This is a genomic window from Cytobacillus mangrovibacter (genome assembly GCF_042865275.1).
In the GTDB taxonomy this organism is placed as follows: domain Bacteria; phylum Bacillota; class Bacilli; order Bacillales; family Cytobacillaceae; genus Cytobacillus; species Cytobacillus mangrovibacter.
Window position 1 is genome coordinate 15,471 of record NZ_JBIACJ010000019.1, and the last position, 20,761, is coordinate 36,231.

Below are 20,761 nucleotides of genomic sequence, written 5' to 3' on the forward strand. Positions count from 1 at the left end.
CACCCATTCTATACTGAAACCTTGACCTCCTGATATGTACGAATCACTTCTTCGGTTTGGTTCTCAAATACACGATGAATTTCTCTTAATTCTTCTTTCATCATTGCAATTTCTGTTTGGAGACTTTCAAGCTCAGTCTCTTGCTGAAGCAATCTCAACTCCTCTTCAATTTCTTCACAGCGCTCAAGCTCGCCTTGTAAATATAATAATTTATCCATTGTTTGCATTTGTGCTGTTACTAAATGGTCAAAGCTTTTCATCATCCAAGTGTCACCGTCCCATTTATTTTTACTATTATGTATGTATTCGATCATATCCTTACTATCCCTTTGACTACTTATGTTGAGTGAAAGGAAGTTTTGTCGAAAAGCCATAATGATTGTTTATGTTCATTATGGCACTTATTTAATAGAGATAAACTTACAAGCTGTAAAATAGAAGAAGGCACCCTTCCGAGTGGAGAGCGCCTTCTTTACTATTATTGTTGGCCAAAGTTGCCTGAGTTTTTAGCTTTGCGAGCTTCTGCTTGTTGATTTTGCTGTCTTACCTCTTGTGCATTTGTTTCACTTGCAAACTCAGTGCCGAATTGGCCTTGACCTGCTGATTGTGCGTTTTGCTGTCTTACTTGTTGAATGTTTGTACCAGCTTGTGATTGATTAGGTTGTTTTGCCATTGTTATCACCTCCACGCATATTAATTTGTCCAAGCGCGGAGGAAATATCCTCTTATTTTTTTATCACTCAAATTTTTCTGAAGCCGGCACATGTTCTGACTCGGTTGCTCTTAATACCATCCAACTTGTTTAAAAGTTAGCCCACACAAAGATATTAGTTAAACAAGCAATGATATTCCACCGTCAACGATAATTGTCTGCCCACGAATCATACTTGATTCATCTGCTAATAAAAACATGACTGCATTGACCATATCGTCTATTTCAACCATTCTTCCTGCCGGTGTTTTTCGTCGTGCTTCTGCCAATAGTTCTTCACGATTAGGGAAATGCTTCAGTGCTTCTGTATCAACTGCTCCGCCTGACACAGCATTCACAATAATATTTTTTTGAGCAAGCTCAACTGCTAGATAGCGTGTTAATGCTTCTAATGCAGCTTTCGATACTCCCACTACTGTATAATTTTCTAGATATCTAATTGATCCTAATGAGCTAATGCTGACAATTTTCCCGCCGTTATTCTTTTCCATAAGCTTTGCAGCTTCTTGAGCACAAAATAATAGTGCTTTGCTGTTAATATTCATTGTCCAATTCCAATGAGATTCTTCAAGCTCCATCACTGGACGCTGCACTCCTGATGCCGCATTATTAACAAATACATCAAGTCTGCCAAATTCACGATTAATTTCCTCAAATAGGAATTTGATTTTTTCAACATCCCCAACATTTGCTTTAACAGGTAATGCTTTTCTGCCAAGTGCTTCAATTTCTGCCGCTGTTTCTAATGCAGCCGTTTTGCTTCTTGCATAGTTAATAACAATATCATAGCCTTCTTTTGCTAGTCTCAATGCTGTTGCCTTGCCTATTCCTCTGCTGCTGCCTGTTACTAATGCTACTTTTTGTGTCATTTGAAAAATCCTTTCTTTTATAAAAGATCTCTTTTCTTCATTTTGTTTCACAATCACAAGTAAGATAGTTTGTAGAGGTTGATTTGCGCTCCAGTCACTCGCTTTCCGCGGGGTGGGCGGTGAGCCTCCTCGGCGCTAAAACGCCTGTGGGGTCTTACCTGTCCCACTACTCCCGCTGGAGTCTCGCGCCTTCCGCTCCAATCAACCAATCTTTTTTGGTCAATAGTTTTATGCACACAATTTAAACTATGTCTTGTGCCTATTTTATCTTTTTGATGTATATCAAGCAATCCAGTTCATAACAATAAGAGTACTATGTTTAGGAAAGGAAGTTGCTTATGTATAACGGACGGGATATGACTGAGTTATCAATGATGGCAAAGGCGGATTGGAGTAATGATGAGCTTGCCTTCTTTCATCACTCTTTCCAACAAATTGTCCCGTATTTGAATACGGAAGGCCAAACCATCCAAAGAGAAATTGTTGAAGAAATCCAAAGCCGTGGCGGATTAAGAAACCTTTAAAATAAGAAAAGCGCAAGCGCCTTGGTCATCGCCGTACAAACTGGAAGGACTTCGACTGAGATAAAGGAAACACGGTTTGCGTGAGCGAACCGATGTTGACGCAATCGTTGCGGAGGAGACCTGAAGTTTGATAGGCGATAGGCGCTGGAGCTAGACAATACTCTGATTCAAAAGTTATACTTTCTTATCTTTTAGGAAAAGCGCAAGCGCCTATCACCAATTCATCCACGGCATCCGATTAATAGGAGTTCCCTTTACTACTCATCACCCTCGAAATATTGCTTCATCATTTTCTGGTGGGAGACTGAAAAGGTGAATTCCTTCATTTCTTCAATCGTTACTAATTTCAGTTCCTTGGATTCCATTTCTATTGATTGAATTTTCCCTTCGTATGCATTGATATTCCAGGTTAAATGGGAGAAGACATGTTCAATTTGTCCAATCATTCCTCCGATTTGAATATCTGCTTTATATAAGTCCTTTACCGCCTCTTTCAATTGATCCTTTTCATTTACAAACGGGAGAGCAACTTCGATGTTGGGAAATTCCCAAAGGTTGGCCAACAATCCTTTTTCAGGCCTTTTATGAATGAGGATTTTTCCTTCATCATTTCTTAGAACGGCTGCAGCAATTTGAACATGACGGTGCTTTTTATTTTTTGTTTTAATAGGCAGCTCATTCTGTGAACCTTCTTGAAAGGCTTGACAATGTTCTCGAACCGGGCATAATAAACAGCTCGGTGATGTTGGCGTACAAATTAAAGCCCCCAGCTCCATTAATGCTTGGTTGAAATAGGAAGGATTTTCGTGAGAAATTAACCTTCTTACTGCTTCTTCAAAGATTTTTCTTGATGAAGCTTTTGCAATATCATCCCAAATCAATAATATTCTTGATAAGACTCGCATCACATTGCCATCAACGGCAGGTTCTGGAATGCCATACGCAATACTTAAAATAGCTCCAGCTGTGTAAGGGCCAACGCCTTTTAATGTAGAAATTTCTTTGGGATCATCAGGGACTATTCCACCATAGTTCTCATGTACCTCTTTCACTGCTGATTGGAGATTTCTAGCTCTGGAATAGTAGCCTAGTCCTTCCCAAGCCTTCAAAACTCGATCTTCCTCAGCTGTCGACAGTGCTTGAATGGTTGGAAATTGCTCGATAAAACGAAGAAAATAGGGAATGACCGTATCCACACGTGTCTGCTGGAGCATAATTTCTGAAACCCATACTTTATAAGGATCCTTGTCTTTTCTCCATGGCAAGTCCCTTTGCTCAGCTTCAAACCAACCGATTAAGTCTTGCTGAAACATTTTTACATCTATCTTCTCTATTTGGCTTAATTGGTTTTTCTTCAATTTCCTGTTCCTCCATGATGCTTTTATTCCATTGGATAATGCATAGTAAATTGGGAAAATTTATTACTAGTACTTTTTTTGCTCCTCTTATAAAATTACGCTTTTTTTCACTAGTGTAACAAGAGCATAAAGGCTAAAATTATAGGAGAGGGCATTTGCTGCATACATACAGTTTGTATGTTTTCTGAGGGATTATTTCACACCTTTTTGAACAACCCTCTAAAGAAGGAGGTTAAACACTTGGATACAGGTACACATATTGTCATGGGAATTGCGCTTGCTGGAATTGCTACCCTTGATCCAGTTGTTACTGAAAGTACGGCAACAACAACTAGTGTCATGCTTGGAGCGATTATCGGCTCACAAATACCTGATATCGACACCATCTTAAAACTAAAAAATAATGCTGTTTATATTCGAAATCATCGCGGGATTACTCATTCCATCCCTGCTGTTCTATTATGGCCAATAGCCCTGACCGCTGTTATTTATCCCTTTTTTCCTGGGGCAAATTTGCTGCATTTATGGATTTGGACTTTCCTAGCTGTTTTTCTGCATGTTTTTGTTGATATATTTAATGCATACGGAACACAGGCATTAAGGCCCTTCTCAACAAAATGGGTGGCATTAGGTGTGATCAACACATTTGATCCATATATTTTTGGGATTCATATTGTTGGCCTAGTCATCTGGGCTCTTGGGGCCAATCCTGGATACACCTTTATTCCTATATATTTCTTATTGATTATCTATTATTTGCTTCGTTTTAGTGCAAGACGTAAAGTGTATCTGGAAGTCAAAAAAATGATTCCTGATGCAACAGAAATCATCATTGCTCCCACCATGAAATTTAGACAATGGCGAATCGCCGTCATGAATAAACATCAATTTTTTGTTGGGCGTGCTGTTAAAGATGAAGTGAGCATATTAGATCAATTTAATCGAGTGCCAGTACCTGAAACACCAGTATTAAACGCAGCAAAAAAGGATAAAAATCTATCTGCCTTTTTATCCTTCTCACCTGTTTACCGGTGGGAAATTGATGAATACGATGATTATTATGAGGTTCGTTTCATTGATCTTCGCTACAGAAGCAATGACTACTACCCATTTGTGGCAGTCGTGCAATTAGATCCTTCATTGACTATCATAACATCTTATACTGGATGGATTTTTAGTGAAGAAAAATTAAGAAAAAAGCTGGAAATCCTTCCAGGCTAAATGAGGGCAGGCTGTCTTAAGATGAGACAGCCTGCCTTAATGTAACTTACTTGGATTCTGCTCGAGCAAATGCTTATATTTCGGGTTATGTGCCACAAATTCATGAAGATTTTCCCCATAATACTCAATCCATTGGCTAACCACTTTTTCTGTCATTTCACTGCCTTTATATTCTCTGCCTGCTTTTGCATATGTAGCCTCAAAGTCTTCCCAAAGAAGCTCGACCCATGTTTGAGCTTGACCCGCAGAGAGCTGATTGTTTTTTTCAAGCAGCCGCTCGAATAATCTTTTTTGGTTATGATTCAAACGTTTCACCTCATTTCCATAAACTGTCCGACATACGTCTTATATAACTGCAAATACTATATTTACGTGATTGGCATTCACAAAAGCGGCAATGCTTTTCACGGTTTTAATGAATGCTTAGGAGGCTGCCTATGCGTAACAAAGTAACGAACTTCCCAAATCAAAACAATAATAAATTTGAGGGTGAGCCCAAAGCAAAAGCAGAATATGCTTCGAAAAGGGCGAATGGGACAATCAATACGCATCCGCAAGAAAGAATGCGGGCATCATCCAATCGTGACAGTGATACACCTGATTTCTAAAAAGCCACAAACCATTTGCTTTGAATAATAAGGAGGCTTGATGATGGGAAAACCAAAGAATTTTTTCCATACTAAATTCAACGCACCTAATTTTAGACCAAAGCGTGCTCATGCACAGGTTAATGGAGAAACACAGCAAACCCAAAATCTCGTTATATTGGAAGCAGAGACGAGAAAAAGATCTTAAGGTATGAGCAAGAAGGAGGAAGCTTTTCCTCTTTCTTGCTACTTTTTCAGCATTGAGATGGGAATAGCCTCTTCCGCTTTATCTCCATTTAAACGGAATCCCCATGCAAACACACCATTCATATAATCAATTTTAAAATAGGTGCCTGGATCTCCTTCAAGCTCATATATTTCTCCAGCCTTATAATCATCCGGATTTAATAAATAGGATCTTGCCATTACAGCTTTTCTTTCCATAACAGCAAATTCATTAACCATTCCCATTTGCTCTGCTTTTCTAGCCTTTTCATTCAACTTTGAAATTTCCTGTTGAAGTTCATATTGGGACATTTCGCTATATCTCTTTTCTTGTGACATCTCTTTCTCCCCCCACCCATTATTTCAAAGATGTACATCCCTAAAATTGAAAATGAACACCATATTAAGTATAGTGAATTATGACCACTTAGAAAAGAGGAAAAGAATAAGGGGATTTTATATAGAAATGCACGAGATCTTTTTCTCACATGGAGGAGTAGACGGATGAAATCAATCATTATTACTGGAGCTGGTTCTGGCTTAGGCAAGGAACTCGCCTTCTTATATGGACAGCAAGGCTTCCATCTAATTCTGATAGGAAGAACTTTAGAAAAACTGAAAGCAGTTGAAAGTCAGATCCGAGCTATGAACGGTCATGCTGATTCTTTTGTACTTGATATAACCGATCAAACAGCCATTCAAACTTTCATGGATGGGATCAGAGGAAGATTCCATCTTTATGGATTGATTAACAACGCAGGTGTTGGCCATTTTGGGCCATTTGAAAACATAGCTCCATCTGAAATGAAAGAAATGCTCGCCACAAATGTATTAGGACCTCTTTATCTGTCCCAGGCCCTTCTTCCTTCTTTAGTAGAAGAAAAAGAAGGATTCCTTATGAATATTATTTCAACAGCAGGGCTGAAAGGGAAAGTAAATGAAGCAGGCTATGTGACAAGTAAGTTCGCTATTCGGGGATTAACCGAAAGCTTGCAGAAGGAATATGAGCATACAGACGTAAAAATAAAAGCAGTCTATATGGGTGGGATGGATACGCCATTCTGGGACTTTAACGACCATATTAAAGATAAATCCCGTCTCCGATCACCAGCTAAGATTGCGGAAATGATTGTCGCACGTATGGATGAAGATACCATAATTATTGAATAAATTGGGAGTGTAATCATCACGGCATTTAAGCTAAGTGATGATTACACTTCTTTAAACTCATCTAGCACTTGTTCAATTAATTCGAACGCAAATCCTTTGCGGAATAATGTTTGCTTCATTTTCTGCTCATATTCATACCCTGTTAGCTTTCCATATTTACGATGGGCTTTTTCTGCCTGTGCCCTTAATGCATGCATTTCTTCATCTTCTGCTTTATCCATTTGTATTTCAGCAATGGCAGCTTGAATTGTACTAAAAGGAAAACCTTTTCGAATAAGCAATTGTTCTAGCTTTTGTTTCATCACAATGGAAGAATCACGTGTATTTTTTTGAACAAATTTTTCACATAGCTTGATGGCCCTATCACGTTCTTTTTCAAAAGGATATTCTGTTAACGCACTATCTATCAAGGCATCCATAATACCCTTCTCTTTTAATTCCCTTCGAATCGTGCCTGTCCCTTTGTCTGTTGTGTTCATCGCAGTCCGTACGAAAGCAACCGCAAATTCCTCATCATTTAGAAAGCTGTATTCGTATAATTTATGGATGACTTCTTGGATGATGCTCTCATCTACCTCTTTCTCCTTCAGATGCTTCCGCATTTCTCCTTCTGATCGCATCCTTCTTGATAAATATTGAATAGCCAAATTATACGATTTTCGGATATCATCCTGATAGGAAATCTCTGAAAGGAAGAAATCATCTATTTCCATCCCTTTTTTTAATTGATGCTTAATTAACACATCTTCATCCACACTGAATGCATATTTCTCGTCTAAGAAAATATTGTAACGATCGCTCTTTTTCTTCTGCACAGTAATTTTCGTAATGGTGGACATTTTCTTCACCTCCCCTTTAATGTAACACATTTGAAAAAGGGTTTAGGACTTATCTATAGAAAATATAACAATATTCAGTTGCCATCTTCAAAAGGGGGAATTAAAAATTAAAATAGCTGTGACAGGTGGGACAGGATTTGTCGGCCGTGCTTTAATAAATGAACTAACTAAAAAAGGGCACGAGATTTTTATCCTTACAAGAAACGGAAGTAATAGAGAAAATTCATCTCTGATTACATATATCCAATGGTTAAATGAAGGGGATCAGCCTTCAGAAAGTTTAGAAGGTATTGATGTTTTTATCAATCTTGCTGGTGAATCCATCAACAGCGGGAGATGGACGAAGGAACGAAAAAAGAAAATTATCGATAGCCGGATCGATGCGACAAAAGAAGTGCTGCATATCCTCAGTCATTTGCAAAAAAAGCCGCAAATTTTAATTAATGCAAGTGCAATCGGGTATTACGGAATTTCAGATACACAAACATTTACCGAAAAATCAAGTGAATTTGGAACAGACTTTCTTGCCAAAACTGTGCAGCAATGGGAGACAGAAGCTTCAAAAGCACGAGAATTTAACATTCGCACTGTTTTTTGCCGATTTGGCATTATTCTTGATAAAGCAGATGGGGCATTGCCGCGAATCGCTCTCCCTTATAAGCTTCTAGCTGGGGGCACTGTCGGATCAGGAAATCAATGGGTATCATGGATTCATTTGAAGGATATAATTGGAGGGATTGAATTTACGATTAGCAATGAATCGATAGAAGGCCCTGTTAACTTCACAGCCCCTACTCCAGTTAGCATGAAAGAATTTGGTCGTACACTTGGAAGTGTCTTACAGAGGCCACACTGGATCCCTGCACCGGAATTTGCTCTTAAAGCAGCTTTAGGAGAGATGAGCATGCTTGTCTTAGAAGGGCAAAGAGTCGTCCCTGAAAAGCTGTTATCCCTTGGCTACTCATTCGCTTTCGAAAACCTTCATGATGCATTAACAGATATTTACTAAAATCGCAGCAATGAAAATTTACCTTTCATTGTATCAATCTTTGCAGATAGGGGAAAAATATGGATGGCGTGAAAATGACCTTATTTGGAAAGGATGATCGCAATGGATAAAAAAACTAAGGATAAAAAGAAACGAACCTTATCAAGTATGCAAGAAGTTAATTATGCACGTGAATTTCAGCGTGCTGATCGAGCAGGCGGGTATGTTGACAAAAGGACAAAACATTAATTTCCATTCATAGAGTATTTGTTTACGGAAAAAATAAAAGTACGGAATCATTGAGCATTCCGTACTTTTTATTTTGAAAGGAGTTTTTTGTTATGGGTCGTTCTCGTGGGCAAAGATCTCGTGATAAAAACAAAGCATCCCTTCCACAGGTTCCACAAAACATGAAATCTGATGGAATTGATGAAGAGTATTCGGCAGAGCTTGCTGATCAAGCTGATTTAGAAGCTCAAGCACGTGCCAATGCTGCCAATCAAAGAGTAAAGGGAAAACAACGAAAAAGTTAAAGCATGTATAAGAAAAGCGCAAGCGCCTTGTTCATCGCCGTACAAACTGGAAGGGCTTCGACTGAGATAAAGGAAACACGGTGAGCGTGAGCGAACCGATGTTGACTTATCGTAGGGAGGAGACCTGAAGTTTGATAGGCGATAGGCGCTGGAGCTAGACAATTCTCTGACTCAAAAGTTATACTTTCTTATCTTTTTAAAAAAGAAGCAAGTTCCCATTAGGAGCTTGCTTCTTATATTTATTAGTCAATTAGTGATTATGCGCTGCTTTATCAACTTCATTTCCTCGTTTTCCAATCAGGTTCTTCACATATGGGATTGCAAATCGGTCAACGCCCCAGAAGTATGCACCGCTACCTGTAAAGAGTAGAATAATTGCTGCTGTAAAAAGAATTGGATTAGTGCTGACAGTTCCTGCCATTAAGAAGTTAAAGTTCATGAATGCTCCTGCAATTAATGCTGGGATTGTTGCTACTCCAAGGATTAAACCAAGTCCAACTAGAACTTCACCATAGGCTACTAATGTGCTGAATAGATCCGCGTTAGGTAATGCAAAGTTTTCTAGAAATCCTGCGTACCAACCTTGTACTGCTGGATGATCCCCTGTTGCTTTTGCAATTGCGCCCTGCATAAATCCACTAGCATCAAAACCATCTACTACTTTATGCCATCCACCTTGTATCCATTGAATTCCTAACCAAATTCTCAAAATTGTCCATGCTACCGCTACTTGAGGAGTTTTCCACCATTTCATAGTAATCATCTCCAATAATTTTTAATTTGTGAAATTGTTCACAATTTGGATTAAAAAATTTTTACCCAACCATGGGTTCAAGCCGGCCAGCTTTTTTTTGTAGAAAGTTTGTTGATTCGTTTTATTTCTTGTGAAGCTTTTCACTTTCTTTCTACACTTTTAATATACGCTCTTCTTTCCCTTTTGACAATGCACTTCACCAATTCTTCACAAAACTTCATTTGGATTTGTATAACTTGTGAACAGCTGGTATCCCCAGTTATGTTGAACCGGACTAAATGCTTATTATGCTGCATTGATGTTATTAAACTTGTGGATAAGGATCACTTGTGTACTTAGTCTCCTGTAATTTTCAGAATACTCATTATATCTCAAACCATTTTATGGTACATTTAAACTAGTCATTGTCCTAAATCCAATCAAGGAGGAAGTTTATGAGCACAATCAGTCTATTAAAGAAATCTGCCCAAATCGTTCTTGAGAAAAGAAATTTAACAAATGTAACAGCAAGAGTAGCACTCGTATTAGATATTTCCGGATCCATGCGCCGCCTATACAAAAACGGAACCGTTCAGAAGGTAGTCGAGCGAATTCTTGCTGTTGCAAGCCAATTTGATGATGATGGATCATTGGATGTATGGGTATATGATAATGAATTTTCAAGATTGAAGCCTGTTACTGAAGCTGATTTCGAGGGCTATGTAGATCAGTATATTTTAAACAATTCATTAATACATAAGTTTGGCAGAAATGATGAGCCTCCGGTAATGGAAGACATCATTGAAAAATATACGGTTGAGGATCCAAGTTCAGATCCTGCCTTTATCGTATTTATTAATGATGGAGGCTGTAAAAGAACGATCAAAAAGCCTGTCGTTTCTTCCTCTAACAAACCACTCTTCTGGCAATTTGTTGGCATTGGGGATTCAAATTTCGAGGTATTAAAAAATCTCGATGAAATGGAAGGCCGTTTCATTGATAATGCAAACTTCTTTCATATAAAAGATGTTGAAGCAATATCTGATGACGAATTGTACAGCCTGCTTCTAAATGAGTTTCCAGAATGGTTGAAGGAAGCGAAGGAAAAAAGGGTCATTCAATAGAATTTATATAAAAAAATGGCTGTTAAAATGAAATATTATCATTTTAACAGCCATTTTAAGTTTGTTTAGCTCTTATTGGGATGAATTTTGCTTCCTATTCATCCGATTATTGATTTAACTAACAACTTTTGCAGCGTATCAAGTAATTTATTCATTTTATCATTTATTTTGCAAATACAGCAATTAATCTTGCAACTTTTCAGTCTTTCTTGCAAACTGCCAGTTATTCTTGCAATTTCACAATTATTCTTGCAAACCCCTCAGTTTATCAAGCATTCATCGATTATGTCCCTGAGGCAACTACCTTCCCATGCAATTGATAGTAAAAGCCTTTTTCCTTCAGCAGGGATTCATGATTTCCTTCTTCAATAATTCTTCCTTCATCAAGAACAAAGATCCGATCTGCATTTTGGATGGTATTTAAACGATGGGCAATAACAAAGCTTGTTCTTCCTTTCATTAATTTCTGTAAGGCAGCCTGGATCTTCAATTCTGTGACAGTATCAATGCTGCTTGTTGCTTCATCTAAAATTAAGATGGTCGGATTGGCAAGAAAGGCCCTTGCAATGGATAAAAGCTGCTTTTGCCCTTGGCTAATGCCACTTCCCTCCTGACTCAAAATCGTATCATAACCATCCGGAAGTCTTACAATAAAGGAATGGGCATTCGCAAGCTTTGCTGCTTCTACTACTTCATCATCGCTCGCCGCCAGTCTCCCATACCGAATATTCTCCCGTACCGTTCCTTGAAACATGAATGAATCCTGTAAAACAAAGCCCATATATTTACGCAAGCTTTCTTTCTTCACTTTAGCAAGATCATTTCCATCAATAAAAATACTTCCGCTGTCTACATCATAGAAACGGGAGAGCAAGTTGATCATCGTTGTTTTTCCAGCACCTGTTGGTCCAACAAATGCAGCAGTCTCCCCTGGATACACATGTAGATCAATATTCTTTACCGTTTTACTTTCCTCTTCATAGGAAAAGGTGACGTTCTTAAACTCGACTTCGCCCTTTACTTGTGAGAGCTCTTCAAGCAATTGTTCATCCTTAAATTCTTCATCTTCATCTAAGATTTCGAATACTCTTTCTGCGCCAGCTATGGCTGATAAAAGGGTATTAAATTGATTCGCCAAATCATTCAAAGGACGGGTAAATTGGCGTGAATACTCAACAAAGATAACGATCACACCGATAGAAATCATATTATTTAATGCAAGTATCCCTCCGACCCCAGCAATGATCGCAAAGCTCAAATTGTTCAAGACATTCATTAGCTTTGGAATAAAGCCAGAGTATGTCTGCGCCCAATAGCCTGCAGCTCTTAACTTTTCACTCTTCTCGAAAAACTCTGCTGTTACCTTCTTCTCTTGAGAAAACGTTTTGATAATCCGTTGGCCTGAAATCGTTTCTTCAATAAACCCATTCAATTCCCCCAGATTTCGCTGCTGTTCCTTAAATAACGGTCCCGTCCGTTTCGTAATCCACTTCATTCCGAAAAACATCAAAGGAACAATGATCAAGGTTAATAATGTCAGCAATGGACTAAGCCAAAGCATTACAGCCACTGTCCCAATAAGGGTAAGTAGGCTTGAAAAAATTTGAATGACAGAGCTATTGAGTGTTGAGCTGACATTTTCGATATCATTTGTTATTCTACTCATTAATTCCCCATGCTGACGTTTATCAAAAAAGGGAATCGGCAGCTTATGTAAATGCTGAAATAGCTTCATTCTCATCGTATAGACCGTATCTTGCGCAATCCCGATCATCCAGTAATTTTGGAACCAAATAGATAAAGAGTAGAAAACATAAATTACCCCGAGTGCGACCAGTAACGGAATGAACCCTTCCATCTTTCTAGTAACAATATAATCGTCTATCGCCATTCCTACTAAATACGGGCCAAGCAAGCCCAAGGCAGAACTGACGAAAACCATGAATAAGACAAGAAATAATAGCCCTTTATTAGAAGAGAGAAAATACCAAATTCTTTTTAAAGTGCCTAAATAATTCTTTGATTTTTGTTTATTGTTGCTTGGTGAGGTCTCCATATCTGTCTTGATTTTCTTATATTGAAATGGCCTGATTAATTGTTTAAGCATAGTTTCTGCTCTCCTCTCTCGACTGGGAGCTGAAAATCTCATTATATAATTTCGAGGTTTCGAGCAAAGAGTCATGCGTCCCTTTAGTTAATAATCTTCCATTCTCTAGAAGAAGAATCTGATCCGCTTCCATCGCCGTACTTATTTTCTGGGTAATGATTAAGGTCGTGCATGTGTATGCTTTTAAAGCTTGAAGTAATTTTGCTTCTGTTCTTCGATCTAATGCGCTTGTGCTATCATCCAAAAGCAAGATTTTTGGTTTTCTAACCAGTGCTCTTGCAATGGAAAGCCGCTGTTTCTGCCCACCCGAAAGGTTTACCCCTTTTTGGCCAAGCTTTGTTTCAAATTGATTCGGTAATTTCTTAATGGTGTCATAGATTTGCGCATCCTTTGCCGCTTCAATAATATCCTCCATGGAAGCATCTTCCTTGCCCCATCCTATGTTTTCTTTTACACTTCCTGAAAATAATAGTGCTTCCTGCGGAACGTATCCAATTTGCTTTCGCAAATTTTCCATCCTCATCTCGCGGACATCCATTCCATCAATTAATACTTGCCCGCCATTCACATCATATAGACGAGGGATCAACTGAAATAGCGAGGTTTTCCCTGAGCCAGTTGCACCAAGAATTGCAATGGTTTGCCCTTGCTGAACGGTAAAGCTCATTCGATCAATTGCAGATGCTTCAGTACCAGGATATTGAAACATAACATCCTTAAACTCTATCTTTCCTTCTTTCACACCCAATGAAGAATCTGCATCCCTTCGATCAAGAAGATCTATCGGCGTTTCCATTACCTCTACAATTCGATTGGAAGAAGCCCGTGCGCGTGAAAACGCCATAATGATAAAAGAAAAGATGGAGAAAGCAGCGGTAATTCGAGTGGCATAGTTAACAATGGCTACCACTTCTCCTACTTTTACTTCGCCTGTATTCAGCTGCACACTTCCAAACCATAGAACACCAATAATGCTTAGATTCATAATAAATAGCAATACCGGCATCGTTACTTCCATGATTCTTAATGCCGTAACCGTACGGTCCTTCAACTCTCCGTTTGCCTTTGCAAACCGGCTAACCTCATATTTTCGTCTGATAAAAGCCTTTATTAGCCGAATGCCGGTCAGTGTTTCTCTCATGACTCCATTCACTGAGTCTAATCTTTCTTGGACATTTTTAAATAGTTCTCCCCCTTTATTCATCACCCAAATGAGAAAAACAAATAAAAAGGGAATTACTGCCGATAAAATCAGCGCCAGCTTTACATTAACGACGAATGCCATCACTAACCCGCCAATAATGAGCAAAGGTGCACGAAGCATGATTCTTAAGCTCATAAAAACAGTATTTTGTATTTGCGTAATATCATTCGTCATTCTTGTAATTAAGGATGATGCAGGGAATTGATTGAAATTCGCAAAAGAAAAAGATTGTACTTTTTCAAATATAGCCTTTCTCACATCAAACCCAAAGCTTTGACTTACATGAGCTGCATAGAAGGAATTGATCACCCCTGCTGCAAAAGCAATGAATGAAAAGCCGATCATTAGACCGCCCCATTTCATCACCGCAGACAAATTATTCACTAGGATGCCGTCATCAATAATCTTTGCCATTAATAGCGGCTGAACAAGCTCTACCCCAAGCTCTGTCAGCATTAATATAAGTGCAATGACAACAGCTATCCGGTATGGCTTTAAATATGAAATCACCTTTAACATTTGATATCCTCCAAGCTGACTTTCTTTGTTTATTATTTCCTTCGAATCCCTAAATAAATGATTACTAACATCATATCTCTTTTTGCGGAATTTTTAAATAATTGTATGTAAGAAATTTAATTTTCTCATCATCTCTGCTTAGCTTGCGGAAAAAAAGGGAAGTTGATAAGATTTGAATGAAGAATATTACTTAACAAGGGAGGGATTATTTTGAAGGAACAAAAGGAAAATCAATTATATACATTAGAGGAGTTTTTTCAATTCGTTGGAGAAGAGCGAATGGAATTATATGAAGGTGTGCCAATTTCAATGTCTCCAGCAGCATTTGAGCATGAAGGGGTTATTGCCAATTTAATAAGAGAGATTGGTTCAGCATTAAAAGGGAATACCTGCCAGGTTTTCGGAAGTAATTTTCAAGTTATACTTCCCTTTAAGGAAGAACAGAAGGGAAAAGAGAATGTTACCGTTTTACCTGATATATCTGTTGTTTGTGATAAAAGCAAACTCCGCAACAAACGCTGCTATGGTGCTCCTGAACTGATTGTCGAAGTATTATCCCCGAGCACAGCCCGAAACGACCGGCTGCGTAAGCGGAATTATTATGAAAAAGCTGGAGTTAGAGAATATTTGATTGTCGATTATCAAAACCAATTAATTGAAAAGTATGTTTTGCACTCAGATTCCTTTCAACTAGAAGAAATTTATGATCAAGAGAATCATATCTTCACCTCAACAATTTTTCCTAACGTTAGCTTCTCCATCCATGAGATTTTTTCCTTTTTAGAATTCGACTAACTTATGATTGCAGGTTCCACTTCAAATATTTATGGAACCTGCAACGATACTTCAATCATTTCCAGAGACTTTTTGGTCATGATCATTTAAATAATGAACAACATTTTCGTAACTGAGAGGTCTGCTGAAATAAAACCCTTGAACGGCATCACATGAATGCTGTTTCACCACAGAAAGCTGCTTGAAGTTTTCAACACCTTCAGCAATGACCTTTAAATTAAGATCATGCGCTAATGTTGTGATAGCCTTTGTCAGGGCCACGCTGCTCGGATTTTTATCAATATCACGGATGAATGAACGATCAATTTTTAACGTATCTACTGGAAACTCTTTTAAATAATTTAATGAAGAATACCCCGTACCAAAATCATCAATAGAGATTTGAATGCCGATTTCCTTTAACTGCCGAAGAACTTGAATGGCCAAGTGTACATCATGCATAACCATATTCTCTGTAATTTCTAGTTCTAAATAAGAAGGTGCAAGGCCTGTTTCTTCTAAAATGGTTTTCACTTTCTTCACAAGATCGCTTTTTAGAAATTGCCCTGCAGATAAATTAACTGCAATTCTTACTGGAGGGTACCCAGCATTCTGCCATTCTTTCATTTTGATACATGCGGTCCTCAACACCCAGTCTCCAATTGGGACAATTAATCCTGACTCTTCGGCAATGGGGATAAAATCACCTGGTGAAATAAGACCTAAATCAGGATGATTCCATCTTATTAACGCTTCCAAAGATTTAATCTGATTCGTTTTCAGATCAACTTGCGGCTGAAAATATAATGTCAATTCATCTCTTTCTAACGCTCTGCGCAGATTATTCTCTAAGAGCAATTTTTCAAAGCCCCCTGCATTCACATCTGCTTTTGCTTTCTCGTACTGATTTCTTCCTTTTTTCTTGGCACGATACATTGCGGAATCTGCATTCGTAATCAGCTGCTCGACCTCATCCCCATCAAAAGGATAAAGACTAATTCCAATGCTAGTGGTTATGTACATTTCCGTTTCTTTTAAAGAAAATGGCTTAGAGAATGACAAAATAATTCGCTTTGCAAAAAGCTCTGCCTCTTTCTCACTGCTTAAATCCTCTAGAAAACAAACAAATTCATCCCCACCCATTCGGGCAACCACATTTTCCTCACCAATCACCTCTTTTATTCGAACGGAGGCTTCTGTTAATAATTGATCACCAGAGGAATGGCCAAGCGTATCATTCACAAACTTAAACCGGTCTAAATCTAGAAATAAAACGGCTAGAATGGTAGATTCCTCTCTTGCCCGATTAATTGCTTGGGTAAGCTTTTGGTCAAGTAAATTTCTGTTTGGAAGATTGGTTAAAGGATCTAAGTTACAAACTTTAAAATCTGTTAATAACCAAATCTTGTATTCCTCCCCGCTGAGTGCATCTGTTATTGATTTCACAGAAAGCCGCTGCGAAAATGTACTTCCATCCTTCTTCATTATGAAAACATTATTATTCCACTGCTCGTTTAATTCATATTTTCCATTCAATATAGCTTCTATATTCATCCCTATCATTTCTTCACTAGCAAACCCACTTAACTCTATAAACTTAGTGTTCACCGAAACAACGATATCTGATTGATCCGAGATGATGGCACAAGTATGTAATTGATCAAAGATATCTTTATATAAAGTAGAATTCATTATGATTCACCCCCATTATTCTACCTTTATTTAGTTTACCTGTTACTTATAGGAATGTTATTGATTTAAATCAATGTTTCGAGTAAAAGAATAAAATATAATAGAAAGGTGTGCTCTACTCAACTAAGTGCTACTAAAATGGAGGAATTCAATATGAATCTATTCACATTTGACGATATGAAGAAAATCAAACGAGAAACATTAGGAAATCTTGTTCCCTTAGAATTATTTCGATCTGTTCGATTAATTGGCATGTATCAGGGCCTGCCAATGAAAGGAAAGAACACAACCATTACAGTCGGAAGAGAGATTGGAAAAAGTATGCCTGTGCAATCAATCGAAGATGTACTGACCCTCTTTGAAGAGCTAAAGATTGGGATTCCCAAAATCATCGAGAAGACTGACAATAAAATGCACATTGCCATTGAAGATTGCTTTTGCGAAGGACTTCCAGTCAATGAGGGAAACATGGTTTGTGACTTGGAAGGAGCTATTTTAGAAGGGGCTCTTTCAAAAATCTATGACGGAAAAATAAGTATCCGTGAAGTAAAATGTAATGTAAACGGTGATGAAAACTGTGAATACATCATTAATTTTTCATAGCTTGCACTAAAAACACTATATTAAATATAATTAAATTGTGAAAGGCACTGCGGCGAAATTTTTGTCACCCACAGTGCCTTTTACTTTAATTTGCTAGTTTAATATATCCAATGTCTTCAACAATTTTCTGCCCCTCTGGACCTGTCATCCACTCTAGGAATGGTTTAATTGTAGGTTTTGAGCTATCCTTCAATGTAATGGCATAGAGGGATGCTGTAAACGGATAGGTGCTGCTTGAAATATTTTCAGGACTTGGCTCTATCCCATCAATGGCAAGTAATTTTATGTCTGCATTTGGATTCATCCCTGTTGCAAAAAAACGGAATGAAAACCCGATTGCATTATCATAATTCCGGTAATCTGCAACCTCTTCTAATATTCCACCCATCCCAGCTGGAACTTCTTCCTTTAGCGGCTTCATGATTGGAGTATTCCCCATAATTTTTTCCAATAATGTTTGACTTCCGGAGTTTTTTGGCCGTTGGAAAGCAATTATTCTTTCGTTTTTCCCTGAAACATCTGACCACTTTTTAATTTTCCCAGAGTAAATGCCTTGAATTTCAGAAACACTTAAACTATTAATTTTATTCGCAGGGTTAACAAAGAATACGAATGCTTCTTTACCAATCGGTGTCATTTCTAGCTCTTTCCCAGCCTTTTCCGCCATTTTCATTTGCTCAGCGGATGGCTCTGCACCGAAGTAAACATCTACCTCACCTGATAATAGACGTTCATATGCATAAATCGTGTTTGTAAAGGTAATCTTGTCTCCATTGCTCTTTACATTTTCATAAGTCGCATTCGCAAAAGCAGAATAGACAGGAAATGCCGCTTCTGCACCATCTAGGATAGGCATATCACCAGGATCTTTAATCTTAAATGTAGCCGGTGAATCAAGCTTCGGCAGTTTATTTGCAGGATTTGTTACCTCATAAGGGGATAAATCGGTACTCGAGTATCCACCGCCGTATTCAAATCCATACGATGGCAATACCGTTTGACTTCGCTGCCATTGTACCGCCGTTCCAGTCCCAAAGCCAATTAATATCGTGGCCAAAATGACTAAGAGCTGCTTCTTTTTGAAAACAGGACGTTCTTTCCTTCCAAACATAGCTAAGAGGACTCCAGCTAACATAGACAGCTCAAAGGCTAATGGTGCCCATATAAAAACACCGCCAACTCCCATTAATGAAGCCATAAAATAGATAGGAGCATAGGCAATATGTGATAGCGCAAAAATAAACCAAACATCTTCACCATAAAATCCGCTGCTAATAAGCATAAAAACAGCCCATAATATTCCAGTATAAACAAGCGGAATACTAAAAAGGGTAATCCGTTCCCCAAGCTGAACCCTTTGTCTTTTACTAACGGCAAATCCTAATACTATTCCCCCAATGATCATTGGCAGAATCGTAGCAATGAGTATTTGGTCCATCCCGACACTCATTAATGCAAATGTTAAAAAAGATAAACCAAAGGGAATAATCCCAAAAAACAATAGCAATCTTCCTGCATTCTTTATCAAAGAAAACATCTCCTTCCATACTTATACAATTAATATTAGTGTAATATTACACTAATTACACCTTTTTTACAAGTGCCATCCTGCATAAAGTCATTTTGAAGAAGGTTGTTTTCGCAAACATTGGTGCTTCTAGCATGATTGAGTAGAGGTTGATCTCCGCTCCAGGTACTCCCTTTCCGCGGGGTGGGCGCTGAGCCTCCTCGGCGCTAAAGCGCCTGCGGGGTCTCAGCTGTCCCACTACTCCCGCAGGACGTTGAATAGGCTTCTTGAATGGACACCGCACGAGGAAATGCGGATGCATTTTCGAGGAGTCTCGCACCTTCCGCTCCAATCAACCGACCTTTTTTGTCAAACGGTTAGAAGGCATAAAAAAAGTTGTCACAGATGACTGTAACAACTAATGATGTAAAGAAAGGAAAGTAGCATTGACTTTCTAATCCTTATTGCCTTAAAGCAGATCTCTTCTCAATTCTTCTGCAGATTTTGGAGATAAATAAACTGGTGGTACTTCAAATACCGATTTCGCACCAGTCTGTCCCTCTTTATTTAAACGGTAAGCCGCACGTGCATAAGCAACAAGTACGCTCGATGTAAATTCCGGATTGCTATCCAAGTTTAATGAGAACTCGATTATTTGCTTATTGCCTTCACCCGAATGACCTCCGCGAATGACAAATCCACCATGAGGCAGCTTTGAATGATCCTCTTTCAATTCTGCTTCAGTAATGAAGTTCACTTCTGTTTCATAATCAGCAAAATAGTTAGGCATTGTTTTAATCTCTTTTTCAATTTTTGCTTGATCGTAGCCTTCTTCCGAAACGACATAGCACACACGCAAATGCTTTTCTGCTGTCGAGAGTTCAGGATTTTCACCACTTCTTACACTTTCAATCGCATTTTCAATCGGAACAGTGTATTGTACAGCCCCTTTAACACCTTCGATTCGACGAATTGCATCCGAATGTCCTTGGCTAACGCCTTTTCCCCAAAACGTATAGGTTTCTCCTTTTGGAAGAATCGCTTCAGCCATTAAACGATTAATCGAGAATAGGCCTGGGTCCCAGCCTACAGAGATGATACTTGTCTTTCCACTTTCTGTTGCTGCTTTATTGACTGAATCGAAATATTCAGGAATTTTCGCATGCGTATCATAGCTATCAACTGTGTTAAACATTTGTGCAAATTGAGGTCCTTGCTCAGGCAGATCTGTAGCTGAACCGCCACATAAAATCATGACATCAATTTCATCTTTCCATTCTTCTGCTTGCGAAATGGGTAATACTTTCAAATTGGGATTATGAACTGAGATACTTTCTGGTGCTCTTCTAGTAAATATACCTGCTATTTCCATATCGGTACTTTGCTCAATTGCCGCAACGACCCCTCTGCCAAGGTTTCCATAACCGACAATGCCTATTTTTATTTGATTGTTCATTGTTTCCCCTCCGTAT

General features: G+C 38.5%; 24 protein-coding genes. 11 read left to right on the top strand and 13 right to left on the bottom strand.

What is annotated here, in order from left to right; genetic code table 11:
- Positions 1 to 8 precede the first annotated feature (8 nt).
- From ACFYKT_RS20670 to fabL, 3 genes are all read right to left on the bottom strand, one after another.
- The gene (locus ACFYKT_RS20670; protein WP_389223655.1) at positions 9 to 260 is read right to left on the bottom strand and encodes a YgaB family protein; all 252 of its coding nucleotides are present in this window, start codon (positions 258 to 260) and stop codon (positions 9 to 11) included.
- A gap of 218 nt (positions 261 to 478) precedes the next feature.
- Positions 479 to 673 carry a gamma-type small acid-soluble spore protein gene (locus tag ACFYKT_RS20675; protein WP_389223549.1) on the bottom strand — a complete coding sequence of 65 codons (195 nt, stop codon included), beginning with the start codon at positions 671 to 673 and terminating at the stop codon, positions 479 to 481.
- Between the two features lie 158 nt (positions 674 to 831).
- Positions 832 to 1,581: an enoyl-[acyl-carrier-protein] reductase FabL gene (gene fabL / locus ACFYKT_RS20680; RefSeq protein WP_389223552.1), complete on the bottom strand. Its 750-nt coding sequence runs from the start codon at positions 1,579 to 1,581 to the stop codon at positions 832 to 834.
- Positions 1,582 to 1,919: 338 nt separating this feature from the next.
- On the opposite strand from fabL, the gene ACFYKT_RS20685 reads away from it, so the two are divergent.
- Entirely contained in the window at positions 1,920 to 2,105 is a 186-nt protein-coding gene (locus ACFYKT_RS20685; RefSeq protein WP_389223555.1) for a hypothetical protein, read from the top strand.
- A 257-nt stretch (positions 2,106 to 2,362) separates the two neighbouring features.
- Here ACFYKT_RS20685 and mutY read toward each other — a convergent pair whose 3' ends face one another.
- Positions 2,363 to 3,418, bottom strand: coding sequence for an A/G-specific adenine glycosylase (gene mutY / locus ACFYKT_RS20690; protein WP_389223658.1), 1,056 nt, complete (start codon positions 3,416 to 3,418; stop codon positions 2,363 to 2,365).
- A 285-nt stretch (positions 3,419 to 3,703) separates the two neighbouring features.
- Here mutY and ACFYKT_RS20695 point away from each other — a divergent pair, with 285 nt between their 5' ends.
- Positions 3,704 to 4,684 carry a metal-dependent hydrolase gene (locus ACFYKT_RS20695; RefSeq protein ID WP_389223558.1) on the top strand — a complete coding sequence of 327 codons (981 nt, stop codon included), beginning with the start codon at positions 3,704 to 3,706 and terminating at the stop codon, positions 4,682 to 4,684.
- 36 nt (positions 4,685 to 4,720) lie between these two features.
- Here ACFYKT_RS20695 and ACFYKT_RS20700 read toward each other — a convergent pair whose 3' ends face one another.
- On the bottom strand, positions 4,721 to 4,990 hold the full coding sequence (locus tag ACFYKT_RS20700; RefSeq protein ID WP_389223561.1) for a YfhJ family protein: 270 nt from the start codon (positions 4,988 to 4,990) through the stop codon (positions 4,721 to 4,723).
- A 131-nt stretch (positions 4,991 to 5,121) separates the two neighbouring features.
- On the opposite strand from ACFYKT_RS20700, the gene ACFYKT_RS20705 reads away from it, so the two are divergent.
- The gene (locus tag ACFYKT_RS20705; RefSeq protein WP_389223564.1) at positions 5,122 to 5,292 is read left to right on the top strand and encodes a small, acid-soluble spore protein K; all 171 of its coding nucleotides are present in this window, start codon (positions 5,122 to 5,124) and stop codon (positions 5,290 to 5,292) included.
- Positions 5,293 to 5,335: 43 nt separating this feature from the next.
- Positions 5,336 to 5,479 (top strand): YpzG family protein, encoded by a 144-nt coding sequence (locus ACFYKT_RS20710; protein ID WP_389223567.1) that lies wholly within the window; start codon positions 5,336 to 5,338, stop codon positions 5,477 to 5,479.
- A 38-nt stretch (positions 5,480 to 5,517) separates the two neighbouring features.
- On the opposite strand, the gene ACFYKT_RS20715 is transcribed toward ACFYKT_RS20710, so the two are convergent.
- A complete protein-coding gene (locus ACFYKT_RS20715; RefSeq protein WP_389223570.1) occupies positions 5,518 to 5,835 on the bottom strand; it encodes a YfhH family protein in 318 nt (105 codons plus the stop codon).
- A gap of 165 nt (positions 5,836 to 6,000) precedes the next feature.
- Here ACFYKT_RS20715 and ACFYKT_RS20720 point away from each other — a divergent pair, with 165 nt between their 5' ends.
- Positions 6,001 to 6,666 carry an SDR family NAD(P)-dependent oxidoreductase gene (locus ACFYKT_RS20720; RefSeq protein ID WP_389223572.1) on the top strand — a complete coding sequence of 222 codons (666 nt, stop codon included), beginning with the start codon at positions 6,001 to 6,003 and terminating at the stop codon, positions 6,664 to 6,666.
- Between the two features lie 41 nt (positions 6,667 to 6,707).
- On the opposite strand, the gene recX is transcribed toward ACFYKT_RS20720, so the two are convergent.
- Positions 6,708 to 7,505, bottom strand: coding sequence for a recombination regulator RecX (recX, locus tag ACFYKT_RS20725; protein WP_389223575.1), 798 nt, complete (start codon positions 7,503 to 7,505; stop codon positions 6,708 to 6,710).
- A 106-nt stretch (positions 7,506 to 7,611) separates the two neighbouring features.
- Between recX and ACFYKT_RS20730 the strand changes: the two genes are divergently transcribed.
- From ACFYKT_RS20730 to ACFYKT_RS20740, 3 genes are all read left to right on the top strand, one after another.
- Positions 7,612 to 8,514 (top strand): TIGR01777 family oxidoreductase, encoded by a 903-nt coding sequence (locus tag ACFYKT_RS20730; RefSeq protein WP_389223661.1) that lies wholly within the window; start codon positions 7,612 to 7,614, stop codon positions 8,512 to 8,514.
- A gap of 102 nt (positions 8,515 to 8,616) precedes the next feature.
- Positions 8,617 to 8,742 (top strand): YfhE family protein, encoded by a 126-nt coding sequence (locus tag ACFYKT_RS20735; protein WP_389223578.1) that lies wholly within the window; start codon positions 8,617 to 8,619, stop codon positions 8,740 to 8,742.
- 92 nt (positions 8,743 to 8,834) lie between these two features.
- Complete coding sequence (locus ACFYKT_RS20740) at positions 8,835 to 9,026, top strand: YfhD family protein (RefSeq protein WP_053478895.1); 192 nt, start codon at positions 8,835 to 8,837, stop codon at positions 9,024 to 9,026.
- A 250-nt stretch (positions 9,027 to 9,276) separates the two neighbouring features.
- Here ACFYKT_RS20740 and ACFYKT_RS20745 read toward each other — a convergent pair whose 3' ends face one another.
- Positions 9,277 to 9,780, bottom strand: a complete 504-nt coding sequence (locus tag ACFYKT_RS20745) for a DoxX family protein (protein ID WP_389223581.1) — start codon at positions 9,778 to 9,780, stop codon at positions 9,277 to 9,279.
- Between the two features lie 434 nt (positions 9,781 to 10,214).
- Here ACFYKT_RS20745 and ACFYKT_RS20750 point away from each other — a divergent pair, with 434 nt between their 5' ends.
- Complete coding sequence (locus tag ACFYKT_RS20750; protein ID WP_389223584.1) at positions 10,215 to 10,883, top strand: vWA domain-containing protein; 669 nt, start codon at positions 10,215 to 10,217, stop codon at positions 10,881 to 10,883.
- 283 nt (positions 10,884 to 11,166) lie between these two features.
- On the opposite strand, the gene ACFYKT_RS20755 is transcribed toward ACFYKT_RS20750, so the two are convergent.
- A complete protein-coding gene (locus ACFYKT_RS20755) occupies positions 11,167 to 12,990 on the bottom strand; it encodes an ABC transporter ATP-binding protein (RefSeq protein ID WP_389223587.1) in 1,824 nt (607 codons plus the stop codon).
- A complete protein-coding gene (locus ACFYKT_RS20760) occupies positions 12,983 to 14,713 on the bottom strand; it encodes an ABC transporter ATP-binding protein (RefSeq protein WP_389223590.1) in 1,731 nt (576 codons plus the stop codon). Before ACFYKT_RS20760 ends, ACFYKT_RS20755 begins: the two co-directional genes overlap by 8 nt.
- Before the next feature lie 210 nt (positions 14,714 to 14,923).
- Here ACFYKT_RS20760 and ACFYKT_RS20765 point away from each other — a divergent pair, with 210 nt between their 5' ends.
- Entirely contained in the window at positions 14,924 to 15,508 is a 585-nt protein-coding gene (locus ACFYKT_RS20765) for a Uma2 family endonuclease (protein WP_389223593.1), read from the top strand.
- A gap of 51 nt (positions 15,509 to 15,559) precedes the next feature.
- On the opposite strand, the gene ACFYKT_RS20770 is transcribed toward ACFYKT_RS20765, so the two are convergent.
- Positions 15,560 to 17,179: a sensor domain-containing protein gene (locus ACFYKT_RS20770; protein ID WP_389223596.1), complete on the bottom strand. Its 1,620-nt coding sequence runs from the start codon at positions 17,177 to 17,179 to the stop codon at positions 15,560 to 15,562.
- 153 nt (positions 17,180 to 17,332) lie between these two features.
- Here ACFYKT_RS20770 and ACFYKT_RS20775 point away from each other — a divergent pair, with 153 nt between their 5' ends.
- Positions 17,333 to 17,782 carry a V4R domain-containing protein gene (locus tag ACFYKT_RS20775; RefSeq protein WP_389223599.1) on the top strand — a complete coding sequence of 150 codons (450 nt, stop codon included), beginning with the start codon at positions 17,333 to 17,335 and terminating at the stop codon, positions 17,780 to 17,782.
- A gap of 85 nt (positions 17,783 to 17,867) precedes the next feature.
- Here ACFYKT_RS20775 and ACFYKT_RS20780 read toward each other — a convergent pair whose 3' ends face one another.
- Together ACFYKT_RS20780 and ACFYKT_RS20785 are read right to left on the bottom strand one after the other, a co-directional pair.
- Positions 17,868 to 19,310: a substrate-binding domain-containing protein gene (locus ACFYKT_RS20780; RefSeq protein WP_389223602.1), complete on the bottom strand. Its 1,443-nt coding sequence runs from the start codon at positions 19,308 to 19,310 to the stop codon at positions 17,868 to 17,870.
- A gap of 448 nt (positions 19,311 to 19,758) precedes the next feature.
- Complete coding sequence (locus tag ACFYKT_RS20785; RefSeq protein ID WP_389223605.1) at positions 19,759 to 20,745, bottom strand: diaminopimelate dehydrogenase; 987 nt, start codon at positions 20,743 to 20,745, stop codon at positions 19,759 to 19,761.
- Between the last annotated feature and the right edge of the window lie 16 nt (positions 20,746 to 20,761).

Coding starts and splice junctions, on each gene's coding strand:
- ACFYKT_RS20670 (WP_389223655.1), bottom strand. CDS start 260: ATGAAAAGCTTTGACCATTTAGTAACAGCACAAATGCAAACAATGGAT.
- ACFYKT_RS20675 (WP_389223549.1), bottom strand. CDS start 673: ATGGCAAAACAACCTAATCAATCACAAGCTGGTACAAACATTCAACAA.
- fabL (WP_389223552.1), bottom strand. CDS start 1,581: ATGACACAAAAAGTAGCATTAGTAACAGGCAGCAGCAGAGGAATAGGC.
- ACFYKT_RS20685 (WP_389223555.1), top strand. CDS start 1,920: ATGTATAACGGACGGGATATGACTGAGTTATCAATGATGGCAAAGGCG.
- mutY (WP_389223658.1), bottom strand. CDS start 3,418: ATGTTTCAGCAAGACTTAATCGGTTGGTTTGAAGCTGAGCAAAGGGAC.
- ACFYKT_RS20705 (WP_389223564.1), top strand. CDS start 5,122: ATGCGTAACAAAGTAACGAACTTCCCAAATCAAAACAATAATAAATTT.
- ACFYKT_RS20710 (WP_389223567.1), top strand. CDS start 5,336: ATGGGAAAACCAAAGAATTTTTTCCATACTAAATTCAACGCACCTAAT.
- ACFYKT_RS20715 (WP_389223570.1), bottom strand. CDS start 5,835: ATGTCACAAGAAAAGAGATATAGCGAAATGTCCCAATATGAACTTCAA.
- ACFYKT_RS20720 (WP_389223572.1), top strand. CDS start 6,001: ATGAAATCAATCATTATTACTGGAGCTGGTTCTGGCTTAGGCAAGGAA.
- recX (WP_389223575.1), bottom strand. CDS start 7,505: ATGTCCACCATTACGAAAATTACTGTGCAGAAGAAAAAGAGCGATCGT.
- ACFYKT_RS20735 (WP_389223578.1), top strand. CDS start 8,617: ATGGATAAAAAAACTAAGGATAAAAAGAAACGAACCTTATCAAGTATG.
- ACFYKT_RS20740 (WP_053478895.1), top strand. CDS start 8,835: ATGGGTCGTTCTCGTGGGCAAAGATCTCGTGATAAAAACAAAGCATCC.
- ACFYKT_RS20745 (WP_389223581.1), bottom strand. CDS start 9,780: ATGAAATGGTGGAAAACTCCTCAAGTAGCGGTAGCATGGACAATTTTG.
- ACFYKT_RS20750 (WP_389223584.1), top strand. CDS start 10,215: ATGAGCACAATCAGTCTATTAAAGAAATCTGCCCAAATCGTTCTTGAG.
- ACFYKT_RS20755 (WP_389223587.1), bottom strand. CDS start 12,990: ATGCTTAAACAATTAATCAGGCCATTTCAATATAAGAAAATCAAGACA.
- ACFYKT_RS20760 (WP_389223590.1), bottom strand. CDS start 14,713: ATGTTAAAGGTGATTTCATATTTAAAGCCATACCGGATAGCTGTTGTC.
- ACFYKT_RS20770 (WP_389223596.1), bottom strand. CDS start 17,179: ATGAATTCTACTTTATATAAAGATATCTTTGATCAATTACATACTTGT.
- ACFYKT_RS20775 (WP_389223599.1), top strand. CDS start 17,333: ATGAATCTATTCACATTTGACGATATGAAGAAAATCAAACGAGAAACA.
- ACFYKT_RS20785 (WP_389223605.1), bottom strand. CDS start 20,745: ATGAACAATCAAATAAAAATAGGCATTGTCGGTTATGGAAACCTTGGC.